The sequence below is a fragment of the Thalassospira sp. MCCC 1A03138 genome (genome assembly GCF_002115785.1).
GTDB lineage: Bacteria > Pseudomonadota > Alphaproteobacteria > Rhodospirillales > Thalassospiraceae > Thalassospira.
Genome location: NZ_JFJY01000003.1, coordinates 236474 through 252556 on the forward strand (window position 1 = coordinate 236474; position 16083 = coordinate 252556).

The 16083-nt window shown below is 55.7% G+C and carries 15 protein-coding genes and 1 tRNA gene; 1 reads left to right on the forward strand and 15 read right to left on the reverse strand.

Annotated elements, in window-relative coordinates; all coding sequences use genetic code 11:
* Positions 1-2: 2 nt before the first annotated feature.
* The 15 genes from nuoN to TH468_RS08995 all read right to left on the reverse strand — a co-directional run bounded on the left by nuoN (position 3) and on the right by TH468_RS08995 (position 14719).
* Positions 3-1442: an NADH-quinone oxidoreductase subunit NuoN gene (gene nuoN, locus TH468_RS08925; protein ID WP_246832273.1), complete on the reverse strand. Its 1440-nt coding sequence runs from the start codon at positions 1440-1442 to the stop codon at positions 3-5.
* 11 nt (positions 1443-1453) lie between these two features.
* On the reverse strand, positions 1454-2971 hold the full coding sequence (locus tag TH468_RS08930; protein ID WP_007089418.1) for an NADH-quinone oxidoreductase subunit M: 1518 nt from the start codon (positions 2969-2971) through the stop codon (positions 1454-1456).
* A gap of 6 nt (positions 2972-2977) precedes the next feature.
* Entirely contained in the window at positions 2978-4975 is a 1998-nt protein-coding gene (nuoL, locus tag TH468_RS08935) for an NADH-quinone oxidoreductase subunit L (RefSeq protein WP_085643381.1), read from the reverse strand.
* Between the two features lie 7 nt (positions 4976-4982).
* Positions 4983-5291 carry an NADH-quinone oxidoreductase subunit NuoK gene (nuoK, locus tag TH468_RS08940; protein WP_007089416.1) on the reverse strand — a complete coding sequence of 103 codons (309 nt, stop codon included), beginning with the start codon at positions 5289-5291 and terminating at the stop codon, positions 4983-4985.
* Positions 5291-5899, reverse strand: coding sequence for an NADH-quinone oxidoreductase subunit J (locus tag TH468_RS08945; protein ID WP_007089415.1), 609 nt, complete (start codon positions 5897-5899; stop codon positions 5291-5293). The genes nuoK and TH468_RS08945 overlap by 1 nt, the downstream gene beginning before the upstream one ends.
* An 81-nt stretch (positions 5900-5980) precedes the next feature.
* A complete protein-coding gene (gene nuoI / locus TH468_RS08950; RefSeq protein WP_007089414.1) occupies positions 5981-6469 on the reverse strand; it encodes an NADH-quinone oxidoreductase subunit NuoI in 489 nt (162 codons plus the stop codon).
* 31 nt (positions 6470-6500) lie between these two features.
* A complete protein-coding gene (gene nuoH, locus TH468_RS08955) occupies positions 6501-7514 on the reverse strand; it encodes an NADH-quinone oxidoreductase subunit NuoH (RefSeq protein WP_007089413.1) in 1014 nt (337 codons plus the stop codon).
* Between the two features lie 87 nt (positions 7515-7601).
* On the reverse strand, positions 7602-9662 hold the full coding sequence (gene nuoG, locus TH468_RS08960; RefSeq protein WP_085643383.1) for an NADH-quinone oxidoreductase subunit NuoG: 2061 nt from the start codon (positions 9660-9662) through the stop codon (positions 7602-7604).
* A gap of 27 nt (positions 9663-9689) precedes the next feature.
* Positions 9690-10970 (reverse strand): NADH-quinone oxidoreductase subunit NuoF, encoded by a 1281-nt coding sequence (gene nuoF / locus TH468_RS08965; RefSeq protein WP_085643385.1) that lies wholly within the window; start codon positions 10968-10970, stop codon positions 9690-9692.
* A gap of 1 nt (position 10971) precedes the next feature.
* The gene (nuoE, locus tag TH468_RS08970; protein WP_085643387.1) at positions 10972-11634 is read right to left on the reverse strand and encodes an NADH-quinone oxidoreductase subunit NuoE; all 663 of its coding nucleotides are present in this window, start codon (positions 11632-11634) and stop codon (positions 10972-10974) included.
* Entirely contained in the window at positions 11631-12809 is a 1179-nt protein-coding gene (locus tag TH468_RS08975; protein ID WP_085643389.1) for an NADH-quinone oxidoreductase subunit D, read from the reverse strand. Before TH468_RS08975 ends, nuoE begins: the two co-directional genes overlap by 4 nt.
* Complete coding sequence (locus tag TH468_RS08980) at positions 12809-13438, reverse strand: NADH-quinone oxidoreductase subunit C (RefSeq protein WP_085643391.1); 630 nt, start codon at positions 13436-13438, stop codon at positions 12809-12811. Before TH468_RS08980 ends, TH468_RS08975 begins: the two co-directional genes overlap by 1 nt.
* Before the next feature lie 18 nt (positions 13439-13456).
* On the reverse strand, positions 13457-13999 hold the full coding sequence (locus TH468_RS08985; RefSeq protein WP_007089407.1) for an NADH-quinone oxidoreductase subunit B family protein: 543 nt from the start codon (positions 13997-13999) through the stop codon (positions 13457-13459).
* Positions 13990-14355: an NADH-quinone oxidoreductase subunit A gene (locus TH468_RS08990; protein ID WP_007089406.1), complete on the reverse strand. Its 366-nt coding sequence runs from the start codon at positions 14353-14355 to the stop codon at positions 13990-13992. The genes TH468_RS08985 and TH468_RS08990 overlap by 10 nt, the downstream gene beginning before the upstream one ends.
* Before the next feature lie 287 nt (positions 14356-14642).
* Positions 14643-14719: transfer RNA gene (locus TH468_RS08995), tRNA-Asp, on the reverse strand.
* Between the two features lie 316 nt (positions 14720-15035).
* On the opposite strand from TH468_RS08995, the gene fliG reads away from it, so the two are divergent.
* Positions 15036-16055 carry a flagellar motor switch protein FliG gene (gene fliG, locus TH468_RS09000; RefSeq protein WP_007089405.1) on the forward strand — a complete coding sequence of 340 codons (1020 nt, stop codon included), beginning with the start codon at positions 15036-15038 and terminating at the stop codon, positions 16053-16055.
* Positions 16056-16083 lie beyond the last annotated feature (28 nt).

A 16083-nucleotide genomic window follows, 5' to 3' on the forward strand; every position in this document is an offset into this window, starting at 1 on the left:
CCTTACTGCCCGAGCAAGGCCGTCGCGGCAACGCCGGCACTATCCATCAACGGGTTCGGGAAGAAAACGAAAGCCAGAAGAATGACCGTTGCAACTGCCATGATCAGGTTCATCTCGGTGCCGTTCTTGTCGAACGCTTCGACCGGCTCGTCGAAATACATCACCTTGATGATCCGCAGATAGTAATAGGCACTGACGACCGAGGTCACCAAACCGATCACCGCCAGCGTCACAAGACCGGCATCAACCGCTGCCTTGAACACATAGAACTTACCAAAGAACCCTGCAAGCGGCGGAATACCGGCCATCGAGAACATCAGGATCGCGGTAACAGCAGCCATCAGCGGCTTGGTCTTGGCCAGACCAGCAAGATCGGTGATTTCCTCGACCATGCGGTCATTACGACGCATCGACAGGATCACGGCAAAGGTGCCAAGGTTCATCACAAGGTAAATACCCAGATAAACCAGAATACCCTGCACACCTTCGGCCGTACCGGCCGCAAGACCGACCAGCGCGAAACCGACATGACCGATGGATGAATAGGCCATCAGACGTTTGATATTGTCCTGACGAAGCGCTGCGAACGAACCCCATGCCATCGAAAGGATCGATACCAGAACGATGATCTGCTGCCAGTCTTCGACAACACCGGCAAACGGGCCAACCGCAACGCGAACGAACAGCGCCAGACCGGCAATCTTCGGCGCGACGGCAAAGAACGCCGTAACCGGGGTCGGTGCACCTTCATAGACGTCCGGGGTCCACATATGGAACGGAACCGCAGAAACCTTGAAGCACAGACCGGCAAACATGAAGGCCAGACCAACCAGCGTTCCGACCGAAAGGCCGCCATTGCTGATCACATCGCCCAGAACCGTGAAGTTCGTCGAACCGGTAAAGCCATACACCATCGACATGCCATACAGCAGCATGCCCGATGCAATCGACCCCAGAACGAAGTATTTCAAGCCCGATTCAGTTGCCCGCACCGTGTCGCGGCGGATCGCCGCAACCACGTAAAGTGCCAGCGACTGGAGCTCAAGGCCAAGATACAGCGACAGCATGTCGGTCGCCGATACCATCGCCATCATGCCAAGCGTGGCAAGCGTGATCAGGATCGGGAATTCGAACCGGGCCATGTTTTCGCGTTCGGCATAATTCATCGCCATCACGATACCCAGTGACGAACCGATCAGGATCATCACCTTGGTGAATTTGGCAAAGGCATCTGCCGTGAACTGACCATAGAACGCCACCCCGCCATCACCCAGAACCACCAGCACAAGGGCGACGATCTGGGCTGCAACGGCAAGCCATGAAACGGTACGGAAAGCCTTGTCCTTACCGGCGAACACGCCAAGCATCAGAAGGGCCAGGGCCGAAACGGCCAAAAAGATTTCGGGCAATGCCGCCCCGAGGTTGAGCATAGAAACTCCCATGTTCATTCCCCTCAATTCGCCGCCAGCTGGGCAGCCTGAGCTGCGGCAGCCTGCGCCGTTTCGACCTGGTTGACGAGGTGTTCAACCGAAACATGCATGATGTCGAGGAAGGAGACCGGATAAACCCCCATCCACAGAACGATGATCACCAGCGGTGCGAAGATCAGCCATTCACGCGGACTCATATCAAGGATCGATTTAAGGTTTTCCTTGGTAAGAGCCCCGAACACGATGCGGCGATAGAGATACAGCGCATAAGCCGCACCAAGGATCAGACCGGTTGCGGCAAAGAATGCCACCCAGGTATTGGCTTCGAACGCCCCCAGCAATGCCAGGATTTCGCCAACGAAACCACCCGTCCCCGGAAGACCGACAGACGCCATCGTAAAGAACATGAAGATGACGGCATAACCCGGCATGCGGTGCACAAGACCGCCATACGCATCGATCTCGCGGGTATGCATGCGGTCATAAACCACACCAACACACAGGAACAATGCACCGGAAACCACACCATGGCTCAGCATCTGGAAGATCGAACCTTCGATACCATGCTGGTTAAAGGTGAATGCACCGATCGTGACGATACCCATATGGGCGACCGACGAATAGGCAATCAGCTTTTTCATGTCCTGCTGTGCAAGGGCGACCAGCGACGTATAGATGATCGCGACAATCGACAGCGTGAACACCAGCGGGGCAAAGGTTTCCGACGCCAGCGGCATCATCGGCAACGAGAACCGAAGGAAGCCGTAACCACCCATTTTCAGAAGCACACCGGCCAGGATCACCGAACCTGCCGTCGGTGCCTCAACGTGGGCATCGGGCAACCAGGTGTGAACCGGCCACATCGGTACCTTGACGGCAAAGGATGCAAAGAACGCCAGCCACAGCCAAAGCTGCATGTTATAGCTGAACCCGTGCGCCATCAGGGTCGGGATGTCGGTCGTGCCGGCTTCGAAATACATCGCAAGCAACGCGACCAGCATCAGGACGGACCCCAGCAGCGTGTAAAGGAATAGCTTGAAGGCTGCATAAACACGACGCTGACCGCCCCAGACACCGATGATGATGAACATCGGGATCAGAACGCCTTCGAAGAACAGATAGAACAGCAGACCGTCAAGCGCGCTGAACATACCGACCATCATCGTTTCCAGGATCAGGAACGCGATCATGTATTCCTTGACACGTTTCTGGATTGCTTCCCATGCCGACAGAATGCAGATCGGCGTCAGGAAGGTCGCCAGAAGCACGAACAGCATCGAAATGCCATCCACGCCCATGTGATAGGAAATGTTCAGGCCCGGCATCCAGTCGGCTTTTTCAACGAACTGGAAATCGGCCGTGGTGCTGTCGAAATTCACCCACAGCATCAACGATGCCAGGAAGGTGAAACCCGACGTCCACAAAGCAACCCATCGGGAGTTGCGGGCGACATTCGCCTCTTCCCCGCGGATCAGCAGCACGAACAGTGCGCCGATCAGCGGTAAAAAGGTGACGATCGAAAGAATTGGATAATCGCTCATCGCCCGTTAACCCATCTTCCAAATTGTGTAAGACACCAAGGCGGCAATACCGATCAGCATCGCAAACGCATAGTGATAGACGAAACCGCTCTGAAGGGCGCTGACACGACGCGCAATGTTACGGCATGCTGCGGCGACACCATCCGGACCGACACCGTCGATCAGCGCGCCATCGCCCGATTTCCAGAAGCCATAGCCAAGATAGAAGGCCGGCTTGACGAAAATCTTGTCGTAAAGCTCGTCGAAGTACCATTTGTTCAGCGCAAAGCGGTACAGACCATTGAAGGTATTGGCCAACTGACGCGGCAGCGACGGAACCAGCTTGTACATCACAAGGGCGATGACAAAGCCCGAAACCATGGCAACAAACGGTGCCAGCTTGACCCAACCCGGAACATGGTGCGCATGTTCAAGAGCCTGATGACCTTCGGCCATGAAGATCGCGCCGTTCCAGAACGCCAGCATTTCTTCATAGTCACCACCACCGAACCAGTCCTTGGCGAACCAACCGGCAAAGATCGCACCGATGGTCAGGAACAGAAGCGGCAGCGTCATGACAGCCGGGCTTTCATGGACATGGGCCATGGTCCGCTCGTCCGCACGCGGGGTGCCAAAGAAGGTCATGAAGATCAGGCGCCAGCTATAGAACGACGTCATCAGTGCCGCCAGGATACCGGCCCAGAAGGCATAGGTCCCGACTGCGGTATGAGCCGCAAACGCGCTTTCGATGACAAGGTCCTTGGAATAGAAGCCCGCAAGCCCCGGGAAACCGGTAATCGCAAGCGTACCAACCATCATCACCGCAAAGGTCAGCGGAACCATCTTATAGATGCCGCCCATCTTGCGCATGTCCTGCTCGTCAGACATCGCATGGATGACCGAACCGGCACCAAGGAACAAAAGCGCCTTGAAGAAACCATGCGTCATCAGGTGGAACACGCCCGCCGAATAGGCCGACACGCCACACGCAAAGAACATGTAACCAAGCTGGGAACAGGTCGAATAGGCGATCACGCGCTTGATGTCGTTCTGAACGCAACCAATCGTCGCTGCAAAGAACGCAGTCGATGCGCCGACAACGGTAATGATCGCAAGCGTGGTTTCGGCATATTCAAAGATCGGCGACAGACGCGCGACCATGAACACACCGGCCGTCACCATGGTTGCCGCGTGAATAAGGGCGGAAACCGGCGTCGGGCCCTCCATCGCATCGGGCAGCCAAGTATGCAGGCCAAGCTGTGCCGATTTGCCCATCGCACCGATGAACAAAAGGAAACAGGTGATCTCAAGCGCGGAGAACTCATGACCAAGGAACAAAAGCGTCGTTCCGGCAACTTCTTCGGCATTGCCAAAAATCACGTCGAACTGAACGCTATCGAACAGGACATAAACCGCAAAGATACCCAGCGCAAAGCCAAAGTCACCGACACGGTTAACGACAAACGCCTTGATCGCAGCTGCCGATGCAGACGGCTTGGAATACCAGAAACCGATCAGAAGATAGGATGCAAGCCCCACCCCTTCCCAGCCAAAGAACAGCTGGATCAGGTTGTCGGCAGTCACCAGCATCAGCATGGCAAAGGTAAACAGCGACAGATACGCCATGAAACGCGGCTTGTCGGGATCGTGCGACATGTAACCGATGGAATAGATATGCACCATCGACGACACACCGGTCACAACAATCAGCATGACACAGGTCAGCGTATCAAAACGAAGCGCCCATTCAGCCGTGAAGTTACCCGAAGAAATCCAGGTAAACAGCTGAACCGTCACGGGGTTGCCGCCAAGCGCAACATCAACAAAGGCGAAAATCGAAATGATGAAGGCCGTAACGACACCGCCCACCGTAATCAGCTGGGAAATGCGATCAGACGTCGAAACACCATGATGATGGCTGCTGTCATGCTCGGCACCGGACGCGGACGACATGGCGCCGACCAGCGTGATGATGCCGGCAATCGTGGCAGCGATCAGGGGCAGGAATACAATCAGAGGATACATATCTGCCTTACCCCTTCATCATGTTGATGTCTTCAACCGCAATCGTGCCGCGGTTACGGAAATAGACCACCAGGATCGCAAGACCGATCGCTGCCTCGGCGGCGGCAACGGTCAGGACGAAGATGGTGAAGACCTGTCCGACGAGATCGCCAAGGAACGACGAGAACGCGACAAGGTTGATATTGACTGCCAGCAGCATCAGCTCAATCGACATCATGATAATGATGACGTTCTTGCGGTTCATGAAGATGCCAAAGATCCCGAGCGTGAAAAGGATCGCCGCGACGGTCAAATAATGTGCAAGACCGATTTCCATCAGATCCCCCTACCGACCGGAACTTTTTTGACTTCAAGCGTGTCAGCGCGATCGCGTTTGACCTGCTCGGAGATTTTCTGACGGCGGACACCTTCACGGGTACGCAGCGTCAGGACAATTGCGCCAATCATCGCAACAAGCAGCACCAGACCGGCAGCCTGGAAGATGTATGCGTAATCGGTGTAGATCAGTTGGCCAAGCGCCTCGACATTGGTCAGTCCGGCGGGCGTCGGATGCGCCAGAACGGCGATCTTGTCATCTGACAAAGCCCAGCCCGCGCCGACAAAGGCCAGTTCCACAAACAGCACCAGCGCGATCAGAACCCCGATCGGCAGATAGTTGAGGAAACCTTCGCGCATCTCGACAAAGTTGATGTCGAGCATCATGACGACGAACAGGAACAGAACCGCGACCGCGCCGACATAAACGACGACGAGCAGCATGGCGAGAAACTCAGCACCCAGCAGGACGAAAAGCCCGGCTGCGTTAAAAAATGTCAAAATCAGCAGCAGTACCGAATGCACCGGGTTGCGAACGGTCACAACCGCAGTCGCGGACAGAACCGCGACAGTAGCAAACAGGTAAAAAGCCAAAGCCTGTACGACCATAAGGTACCCCCTTGGCGAGCCGCCCTGCCCCAACAGCAGAAAGCGGCCCATGAACTCTCTTTATACGATCAGACGCGACACTTACCGATAAGGTGCGTCTGCCTCCAATCGTGCAGCAAGCTCGGCTTCCCAACGCTCGCCATTTGCCAGAAGCTTATCCTTGTCATAGAGAAGCTCCTCGCGGTTTTCGGTTGCGAACTCGAAGTTCGGACCTTCGACGATGGCATCCACCGGACAGGCTTCCTCGCAGAAACCGCAATAGATGCATTTCGTCATATCGATATCGTAGCGCGTCGTACGACGCGAACCGTCGTCGCGCGGCTCAACCTCAATGGTGATGGCCTGCGCGGGACAGATCGCCTCGCAAAGTTTGCACGCAATGCAACGTTCTTCCCCGTTGGGATAACGGCGCAGCGCATGTTCGCCACGGAAACGCGGGCTCAGCGGACCCTTTTCATACGGATAGTTCAGCGTCACCTTGGGCTTGAACATGTATTTCAGGGTGAGCGCCATACCGGAAACGAGTTCCACCAGCAGGAAGCTCCGGGCCGTCCGATCAATAAATGACATCGTTTACCTCTCTCTCTCCGATGCGCGGCGATCAGGCCGGGACCTTATCAAAAGCAACCAGGAACGTGGCGACCAGCATGACCCAGGCAAATGACAGCGGCAGGAAGACTTTCCACCCCAGACGCATAAGCTGGTCATAGCGGTAACGCGGGAATGTCGCACGCACCCATAGGAAAATGAACAGAACGAAGCAGATCTTCAGAATGAACCAGATCGCCCCCGGGATGAATTCCAGCACCGGCAGCGGCGCGGTCCAGCCGCCCAGGAACAGAACGGCGCAAAGACCGCTCATCAGGATCATGTTCGCGTATTCACCCAGGAAGAACAGCGCAAAGGTCATTGCCGAATAATCGACGTTATAACCTGACACCAGTTCGGCTTCCGCTTCCGGAAGGTCAAACGGCGCACGGTTCGTTTCAGCCAGGATCGACACGATGAAGACCACAAACATCGGCAGGTGATAGATGAAGTTCCATTCCCAGATGCCGCCAACCTGACCGCGAACGATATCACTCAGGTTCAGCGACCCGGTGGTCAGCAGAACCGAAATGATGATCAGGCCAATCGAAATCTCGTAGGACACCATCTGGGCACCGGAACGCAGCGCACCAAGGAAGGCATATTTCGAGTTCGACGCCCAACCGGCCATCACGATGCCGTAAACACCCAGCGATGAAATCGCGAACAGGTACAGAATGCCGACATTCAGATCGGCCAGAACCATGCCCTCGTCGAACGGGATAACCGCCCAGGCAATGATCGCCAGAATGAAGGTCAGCATCGGGGCAATGATAAACACGCCCTTGTTGGCACTGGTCGGAACGATTGTTTCTTTCAGAAACAGTTTCAGACCATCGGCCAGCGGTTGCAGAAGACCAAACGGCCCCACAACATTCGGGCCTTTGCGCAACTGCATCGCACCGATGACCTTGCGCTCGGCATAGGTCAGATAGGCGACAGCAACCAGCAGCGGGACAACAATCGCCAAAATCTTGGCGACGATCCAGACCAGCGGTTCAATATATCCGTCCCAAAGAAGTTCCATCGGTCAAACCGTATCTTTTGCGTTTCGTCCCTGAATTGGGACACCCCCTTGCGGGACGGGCGACGATGTCATCGCCGCCCCCCAAACTCAGGCAACCTTCTCGGCAGCCGCATCCTTGACAAAGGCCTCTGTACATTTGGCCATCGTCACCGATGCACGGCTGATCGGGTCGGTCATATAGAAATTGCGAACCGGCGAGGTAAAGCCATCAGACTTCATATCGCCTGCCTTGCCGAAATCGGTCCACTCTGCCTTGGTGACAGCATTCAGCGAGGCGAAAGTCGCGCTGAGTTCAACCATGCGCGAACGCACGGCATCAATGTTGTCATACGGCAGGGCCTGACCAAGTGCGCCTGAAAGCGCACGGACAATCGCCCAGTCTTCCTTGGCCTCGCCAACCGGGAAAACAGCGCGCCAACCCTGCTGGGCGCGGCCTTCGGTATTGACGTAGGTACCGTTCTTTTCGGTATAGGCAGCACCGGGCAGGATCACGTCGGCAGCCTGCGCACCGGCATCGCCCATCGCCCCCTGATAGACCACAAAGGCCTTCTCAAGTTTCGACATGTCGATTTCATCGGCACCCAGAAGGTAAACAACCTCGACATCGCCTTTTGCCGCGGCATCAAGGATGTCATTGGTCGCAAGACCGCCCTCGCCCGGGACAAAGCCCAGATCAAGGCCACCGACGCGCGATGCGGCGGTGTGCAGAACGTTGAAACCGTTCCAGTCGCCCGAAACCATGCCGTATTTTTCGGCAATCGCCCGGACGGTCGCCAGCACCGCATCGCTGTCCTCGCGGTTAAGCGCGCCCATGCCAACAATGATCATTGGCTTTTCGGCAGCTTTCAGAACCTTGGCGAAATCGTTCTTGCCATCGAGAACCGCAGAAAGCGTTTCCGCACCTGCGCCAAGATAGTCGTGCTTATAGGTCGGGTCCCAGCTTTCGCCGATGATGCCAACCTTGAAATCACCGGCCGTCGCACGCCAGCGCTTGCGCAGACGTGAATTAATGATCGGCGCTTCGGCGCGGATATTGGCACCAACGATCAGGCAGGCATCGGCATCATCAATGCCCGAAATCGTGGTGTTAAAGATATAGGACGCACGCGGACCGCCAATTTTCGATCCGTCCTGACGGCAATCAAGGTTCGGCGCCCCAAGGGTCCCCATCAGATCCTTAAGGGCCGTCATCGATTCACAATCGACCGTGTCACCGGCAATCGCGGCAATCTTCTTGCCGTCAAGTCCGGAAACCTTCGCCTTGATCGCGGCAAATGCCTCGTCCCAGGTGGCCGCTTTCAGCTTGCCATCGACACGGACATACGGACGATCCAGACGCTGGCGTTTCAGGCCGTCAATCGCGTAACGGGTTTTGTCCGAAATCCATTCCTCATTCACGTCGTCATTGGTACGCGGCAGAACGCGCATGACTTCGGAACTGCGGGAATCGATACGGATGTTTGATCCGACCGCATCCATCACATCGATGCTGTCGGTTTTTTTCAATTCCCACGGACGCGCGGTAAACGCATAGGGTTTGGACGTCAGCGCGCCAACCGGGCAAAGATCGACCAGGTTCCCTGAAAGTTCGGAATTGATCGATGCTTCGATATACGGTCCGACCTCGGTATCCTCGCCACGGTAAACCGCACCCATGGTGCCCACACCTGCGACTTCCTCGGAAAAACGGACGCAACGGGTGCAGTGAATGCAACGGGTCATGATCGTTTTGACGATCGGACCCAGTTCCTTGTCCTTCACCGCACGCTTTTTCTCGGCATAGCGCGACGCGTCAAAACCATAGGCCATCGCCTGATCCTGAAGGTCACATTCACCGCCCTGGTCACAGATCGGGCAATCCAGCGGATGGTTGATCAGCAGGAATTCCATCACGCCATTGCGTGCTTTCTTGACCAGATCGGAATCCGTCTTGATCACCATTCCATCTGCCGCAGGCATGGCACAGGACGCGACCGGCTTCGGAGCGCGTTCCATTTCGACCAGACACATACGGCAGTTGCCGGCGATTGACAGGCGCTCGTGATAGCAGAAACGCGGAATCTCCTTCCCGGCCTCTTCACAGGCCTGAAGGACTGTCGCCCCGGCTTCTACTTCAACTTCAATACCGTCAACTGTCAGTTTCGGCATGTCTCAATCCCTCTCAACAGGCCCCTCTCAGGCCGCGATCCGTGCGCGATATTCCTTGATCCGCCGTTCCATTTCGGGACGGAAGTGACGGATCAGACCCTGGATCGGCCATGCGGCTGCATCGCCAAGCGCACAAATGGTGTGGCCTTCGACCTGTTTGGTCACATCCCACAACAGATCAATTTCATCAAGCGTGGCCTGTCCCCGGACCATGCGCGCCATAATGCGCGCCATCCAGCCCGTACCTTCACGGCACGGCGTACACTGGCCACAGCTTTCATGCTGATAGAATTCCGACAGACGCGCGATGGCGTAAACGATGTCAGTGGACTTATCCATCACGATCACCGCTGCCGTACCAAGGCCCGATCCCACTTCGCGCAGGGCATCGAAATCCATCAGCACATCGTCGCAAATGTCTTTGGTCATCAGCGGAACGGACGAACCGCCCGGAATAACCGCCAGAAGATTGTCCCAGCCGCCGCGAACCCCGCCACAATGCTTTTCGATCAGCTCACGCAGCGGAATGCTCATGGCTTCCTCGACCGTGCACGGCTTTTCGACGTGACCGGAAATTGCAAACAGCTTGGTACCGTGGTTGTTTTCACGGCCAAAACCGGTGAACCATGCACCGCCACGGCGCAGGATTTCCGGCACCACAGCAATCGATTCGACATTGTTCACCGTCGTCGGGCAGCCATACAGACCGGCATTGGCCGGGAATGGCGGCTTCAGACGCGGCTGGCCTTTTTTGCCCTCAAGGCTTTCGATCAGCGCGGTTTCCTCGCCACAGATATACGCCCCTGCACCAAGATGCAGATAAAGGTCGTAATCCCAGCCCGAACCGCAGGCATTCTTGCCAAGCAACCCGGCTTCATAGGCTTCGTCGATTGCGCGCTGAAGGTTCGATGCCTCGTGATAAAACTCGCCGCGGATATAGATATATCCTGCATGGGCATTCATCGCGAAGCTGGCCAGAAGGCAGCCTTCAATCAGGGTGTGCGGATCATTGCGCATGATCTCGCGGTCTTTACAGGTGCCCGGCTCACCCTCGTCGGCATTGACCACAAGATAGCTCGGACGACCATCGGATTCCTTGGGCATGAACGACCATTTCAGGCCGGTCGGGAAGCCAGCGCCCCCGCGACCACGCAGACCGGATGCCTTCATCTCGTTGATGATCCAGTCGCGCCCTTTTTCAATCAGGGCCTTGGTGCCGTCCCAGTTGCCACGTGCCTGTGCCGCTTTAAGACCGAAGTCCTGAAAACCGTACAGGTTGGTAAAGATACGATCCTTATCCTGCAGCATCTCAGGCCTCCCCTTCGCTTGCATCAGCAGACTGATCGGCAGCGCCGCAGCCACAGAATGCCTTCAGAACCTTGGGACCATCGATCGGCTCGCAGCCGCGACGACCGATCTGCGGACCGGCTTTCGGCTTTTCACCCTTTTTCAGGGCATCAAGAATCGACTTGGTGCTATCGGCAGTCAGGTCTTCGTAATAATCGTCGTTAATCTGCATCATCGGTGCGTTAACGCACGCGCCAAGGCATTCAACCTCGATCAGGGTAAACTGGCCGTCTTCGGTGGTTTCACCGATTCCGATGCCCAGCTCCTTCTTGCAGGTATCGACAACATCGGCCGAACCGCGCAACCAGCAAGGCGTCGTGGTGCAGACCTGGATGAAATTCTTGCCCACCGGGGCAAGGTTATACATCGTATAGAACGTCGCCACCTCATAGACGCGAATGGCCGGCATTTCGAGCATGTCGGCAATGTAATCCATTGCAACTGTCGGAACCCAGTTACCCTCGGTCTGACGCTGTGCCAGATCAAGCAGCGGCATGACCGCGCTCTGCTGGCGGCCTTCCGGATACTTGGCGATAATCTTTTTTGCCCGCTCCATGTTTTCCGGGGAAAACGCGAAGCTGACAGGCTGAAGCTCTCTCGGAGCTGGTCTTCTCAAATGGCTCATCGGTCAATCTCACCGAACACGATATCAAGCGACCCGATATTGGCAACGACGTCGGCCAGCATGTGGCCCTTGGACATGAAGTCGATGCCCTGAAGGTGCGGGAATCCGGGTGCGCGAATTTTGCAGCGATACGGACGGTTCGAGCCATCCGAAATGAGATACACGCCAAACTCACCCTTCGGTGCCTCGACCGCGGCATAGCATTCGCCCGCCGGAACGTGGAACCCTTCGGTAAAGAGTTTGAAGTGATGGATCAGGGCTTCCATCGAGCGTTTCATTTCTGAACGCGACGGCGGCGCCACTTTGTTATTTTCAACGATAACAGCACCATCGGGCATTTCCTTGATGGCCTGCTTCATGATCTTGAGCGACTGGTTCATTTCTTCGAAACGCACCAGGAAGCGATCATAGCAGTCGCCGTTCTTGCCTATCGGAATGTCGAAATCGAAATCTTCGTACGAGTCATAGGGCTGCGATTTACGCAGATCCCACGCCATGCCCGATGCGCGGATGTTCGGTCCGGTAAAGCCCCAGTCAAGGGCCTCCTCGGGCGAAACGATCCCGATATCAACAGTACGCTGTTTGAAGATACGGTTTCCGGTCAGGATGCGGTCGAAATCCTTGACGAATTTCGGGAACTGATCGCACCAGGCATCAATATCGGCCAGCAACCCGGCCGGAAGATCGGCAGCAACGCCGCCCGGACGGAAATAGTTGGCATGAAGACGCGCACCGCACGCACGCTCATAGAATTCCATGAGCTTTTCACGTTCCTCGAAACCCCACAGCAGCGGGGTCATCGCACCAACGTCAAGCGCAAAGGCCGTCAGGTTCAGAAGATGGTTCAGGATACGACCCATTTCTGCATACAGGACGCGGATATACTGGGCGCGTTTCGGCACCTCGACACCCATCAGCTTCTCGATGGCCAGGCAGTAGGCATGTTCTTGGTTCATCGGCGCGACATAGTCGAGACGGTCGAAATACGGCGTCGCCTGAATATAGGTTTTATATTCGATCAGCTTTTCCGTACCGCGGTGCAGAAGACCGATATGCGGATCGGCGCGTTCGATAACCTCGCCGTCCATTTCAAGAACCAGACGCAGAACGCCGTGCGCCGCAGGATGCTGCGGGCCGAAGTTCATGGTCATGTTTTTGATTTTCTGTTCCGACATCAGGCCTTGCCCTCCGCCTTTTCATCGCCGGGGAGAACATGCTGGATGCCTTCCCATGGGCTTTCGAAATCGAAGTTACGGAAATCCTGAACCAGTTTCACCGGCTCGTATACAACGCGCTTCTTCTCGTCGTCATAGCGAACCTCGACATAACCGGTCAGCGGGAAATCCTTGCGAAGCGGATGACCTTCAAAACCGTAATCCGTCAGGATACGGCGCGGGTCCGGGTGATTATCAAAGAAGATGCCGAACAGATCCCACGTTTCGCGCTCGAACCAGTTGGCGGCGCTGTAAACGGAAACGGCACTTGGCACCGGGGTATCTTCGTCGGTGCTGATCTTGACGCGCACACGCAGGTTATGCTTGAGCGACAGCAGGTGATACACGACGTCGAAACGCTCGGCGCGTTCAGGATAATCAACCCCGCAAATGTCAACAAGCTGCTTGAACAGACAGCCCGCATCATCGCGAAGGAATGTCAGAACTTTAAGAATAGCATCGCGTTTGACCGCAATGGTCAGCTCGCCATAACGGTACTGGGTTTCCAGAACCTTGTCGGCAAACTGGGACACCACTAGATCTTTAAGATCTTTCAGCGCGGCGCTGTTATCGCTGAGCACTTCGCTCATGCAAGCCCCCTATAAGGATCAGCGTGTCAGGACACCGGTACGGCGGATTTTCTTTTGCAACTGCATCACGCCGTAAATCAGCGCTTCGGCTGTCGGCGGGCACCCGGGAACATATACATCCACCGGCACAACGCGATCACAACCGCGCACCACCGAATAGGAATAGTGATAATACCCACCACCATTCGCGCACGAACCCATCGAAATCACCCAGCGCGGCTCGGCCATCTGGTCGTAAACCTTGCGCAGTGCCGGTGCCATTTTGTTGGTCAGCGTACCGGCAACGATCATCACATCGGACTGACGTGGGCTCGGACGGAACACAAGACCATAACGGTCAAGGTCGTAACGCGATGCGGCGGCATGCATCATTTCCACAGCACAGCAGGCCAGACCGAACGTCATCGGCCACAGCGAACCGGTGCTCGCCCAGCTTGCCAGCTTGTCGAGGTTGGCAAGGACAAAGCCCTTGTCATTCATCTCGTCGAACACGCCTTTAAGCAGGGTATCCTGATCCTGACCGGGTGCCAGGGGTGCGCCTGTATTGGTGCTCACTCCCATTCCAAAGCTCCCTTCTTCCATTCATAGACAAATCCGACCGTCAGCACAGCCAGGAAAATCACCATAGAAAAGAAACCGAAGGTGCCAATGTCACCAAGGGTCACAGCCCACGGGAACAGGAACGCAACTTCGAGATCGAAAATGATGAACAAGATGGCGACCAGATAGAACCTGACGTCAAACTTGATGCGCGCGTCCTCAAACGGCGCAAATCCGCATTCGTATGCGGACAGTTTTTCAACATCAGGAGCCTGCTTGGCCAGAACCAGCGACGCGATGACGATAACCGCCGAGAGACCGACGGCGATCCCGATAAAAATCAGGATCGGAAGATATTCCGAAAGAAGCTCTTGCATCTCTCTGACCTCTCAAGAACAGGCCTCTTTTGACCCGACCAGGTCCCCACCCAGCCTATACCGGCGCACCATAACGTATGCACCGCACAAGTTCCAGCCCCGTAAGCGGTTTTAACACCGCCTAAGGCCGGAAACTTCCTAATCTTTTTGCCACTCCCTGCTCTCCGATATCGGACCGCGCAACGCCATGATCAAGTCCCTTTCCTGCAAAGCAACATAGGCTGCGCAGGAAAAAGCGATCGCGGAAAGGACGAAACGCCCGACGAAAGACAGCAGATAGGTGATCATGGCGGGAGCGACGGGACTTGAACCCGCGGCCTCCGGCGTGACAGGCCGGCGCTCTAACCAACTGAGCTACGCCCCCAAATGACCAGCTATTGGCGCGCCTTTGTTAGACCAGCACCTATGCCAAGTCAAGCTGATACCAGCGTTTTCAACCATCTCGTCAATTGCACCAGAGATCATCACCCTGTGAAACATGTCACAGTCCCCGGATTTTCGACAAATATCGTTTTTCCAATCACTTCCATGCATGGTTTCGCCGGTTACCTTTGCATCCTGTGCACGGGTTTTATAGAATTGTTGATAATTAGAATATATTCTCGACCGCTAGGGGCAGTACCCTGGGGACAGGCATGTTCGCGTAAAACGAATAAACGCAGTGACGGAGAAGACCACCAGTGGGGCGCGTTAAAGAAGAATACAGGTCATTGTCCGGACCCGAAAAAGCCGCGATTCTGATGCTGGCACTTGGTGAAGAACACGCCACGAAAATGTTCAGCATGATGGATGACGAGGAAATCAAAGAGATTTCCCAGACCATGTCAGGCCTTGGCACCATCAGTTCGAACATCGTTGAACGTCTGTTTGTCGAATTTGCTGATCAGCTTTCCTCAACCGGCTCGCTTGTCGGGTCGTTTGATACGACCGAACGCCTGCTGTCCAAAGTCCTGCCCGAAGACCGTGTCAACGGCATCATGGAAGAGATTCGCGGCCCCGCCGGTCGCACCATGTGGGACAAGCTGAACAACGTGAACGAAGCCGTTCTCGCCAACTATCTGAAAAACGAATATCCGCAGACCGTTGGCGTGGTGCTCTCGAAACTGAAATCGTCCCACTCTGCTGCCGTTTTGTCGCTATTGCCGGAAAACTTCTCGATGGAGGTCATCATGCGTATGTTGCGCATGGAGGCCGTCCAGAAAGAGGTCCTCGACAATATCGAGAAAACCCTGCGTACAGAGTTCATGTCGAACCTTGCGCGCGGCTCGCGCGGCGACAACCACGAACTGATGGCTGATATCTTCAACAGCCTGGATCGCCAAAGCCAGGATCGCTTCCTCACCGCCCTCGAGGAACGCAACCGCGACTCTGCGGAAAAGATCAAGGCACTCATGTTCACCTTCGAAGACCTGGCCCGTCTCGACAACAACGGTGTTCAGACGCTGCTGCGTCAGGTCGAAAAAGACAAACTCGCACTGGCCCTCAAAGGCTCGACCGATGCGATGCGCGACCTGTTCTTCAAGAACATGTCCGAACGTGCCGGCAAGATGATGCGCGAAGACATGGAAGCACTCGGCCCCGTCCGCCTTTCGGATGTCGAGGAATCCCAGATGATGATTGTCCAGCTCGCCAAGGAACTCGCCGCACAGGGACAGATCGTCATCTCCGAAGGTAGTGGTGAAGACGAAATGGTCTTCTGACCCAAGAGACCTCCGGTGCCCCGGCATT

Coding starts and splice junctions, on each gene's coding strand:
- nuoN (WP_246832273.1), bottom strand. CDS start 1,442: ATGGGAGTTTCTATGCTCAACCTCGGGGCGGCATTGCCCGAAATCTTT.
- TH468_RS08975 (WP_085643389.1), bottom strand. CDS start 12,809: ATGTCGGAACAGAAAATCAAAAACATGACCATGAACTTCGGCCCGCAG.
- nuoE (WP_085643387.1), bottom strand. CDS start 11,634: ATGAGCCATTTGAGAAGACCAGCTCCGAGAGAGCTTCAGCCTGTCAGC.
- nuoL (WP_085643381.1), bottom strand. CDS start 4,975: ATGTATCCTCTGATTGTATTCCTGCCCCTGATCGCTGCCACGATTGCC.
- TH468_RS08980 (WP_085643391.1), bottom strand. CDS start 13,438: ATGAGCGAAGTGCTCAGCGATAACAGCGCCGCGCTGAAAGATCTTAAA.
- nuoI (WP_007089414.1), bottom strand. CDS start 6,469: ATGTCATTTATTGATCGGACGGCCCGGAGCTTCCTGCTGGTGGAACTC.
- nuoH (WP_007089413.1), bottom strand. CDS start 7,514: ATGGAACTTCTTTGGGACGGATATATTGAACCGCTGGTCTGGATCGTC.
- nuoG (WP_085643383.1), bottom strand. CDS start 9,662: ATGCCGAAACTGACAGTTGACGGTATTGAAGTTGAAGTAGAAGCCGGG.
- nuoF (WP_085643385.1), bottom strand. CDS start 10,970: ATGCTGCAGGATAAGGATCGTATCTTTACCAACCTGTACGGTTTTCAG.
- TH468_RS08985 (WP_007089407.1), bottom strand. CDS start 13,999: ATGGGAGTGAGCACCAATACAGGCGCACCCCTGGCACCCGGTCAGGAT.
- TH468_RS08930 (WP_007089418.1), bottom strand. CDS start 2,971: ATGAGCGATTATCCAATTCTTTCGATCGTCACCTTTTTACCGCTGATC.
- nuoK (WP_007089416.1), bottom strand. CDS start 5,291: ATGGAAATCGGTCTTGCACATTATTTGACCGTCGCGGCGATCCTTTTC.
- TH468_RS08945 (WP_007089415.1), bottom strand. CDS start 5,899: ATGGTCGTACAGGCTTTGGCTTTTTACCTGTTTGCTACTGTCGCGGTT.
- TH468_RS08990 (WP_007089406.1), bottom strand. CDS start 14,355: ATGCAAGAGCTTCTTTCGGAATATCTTCCGATCCTGATTTTTATCGGG.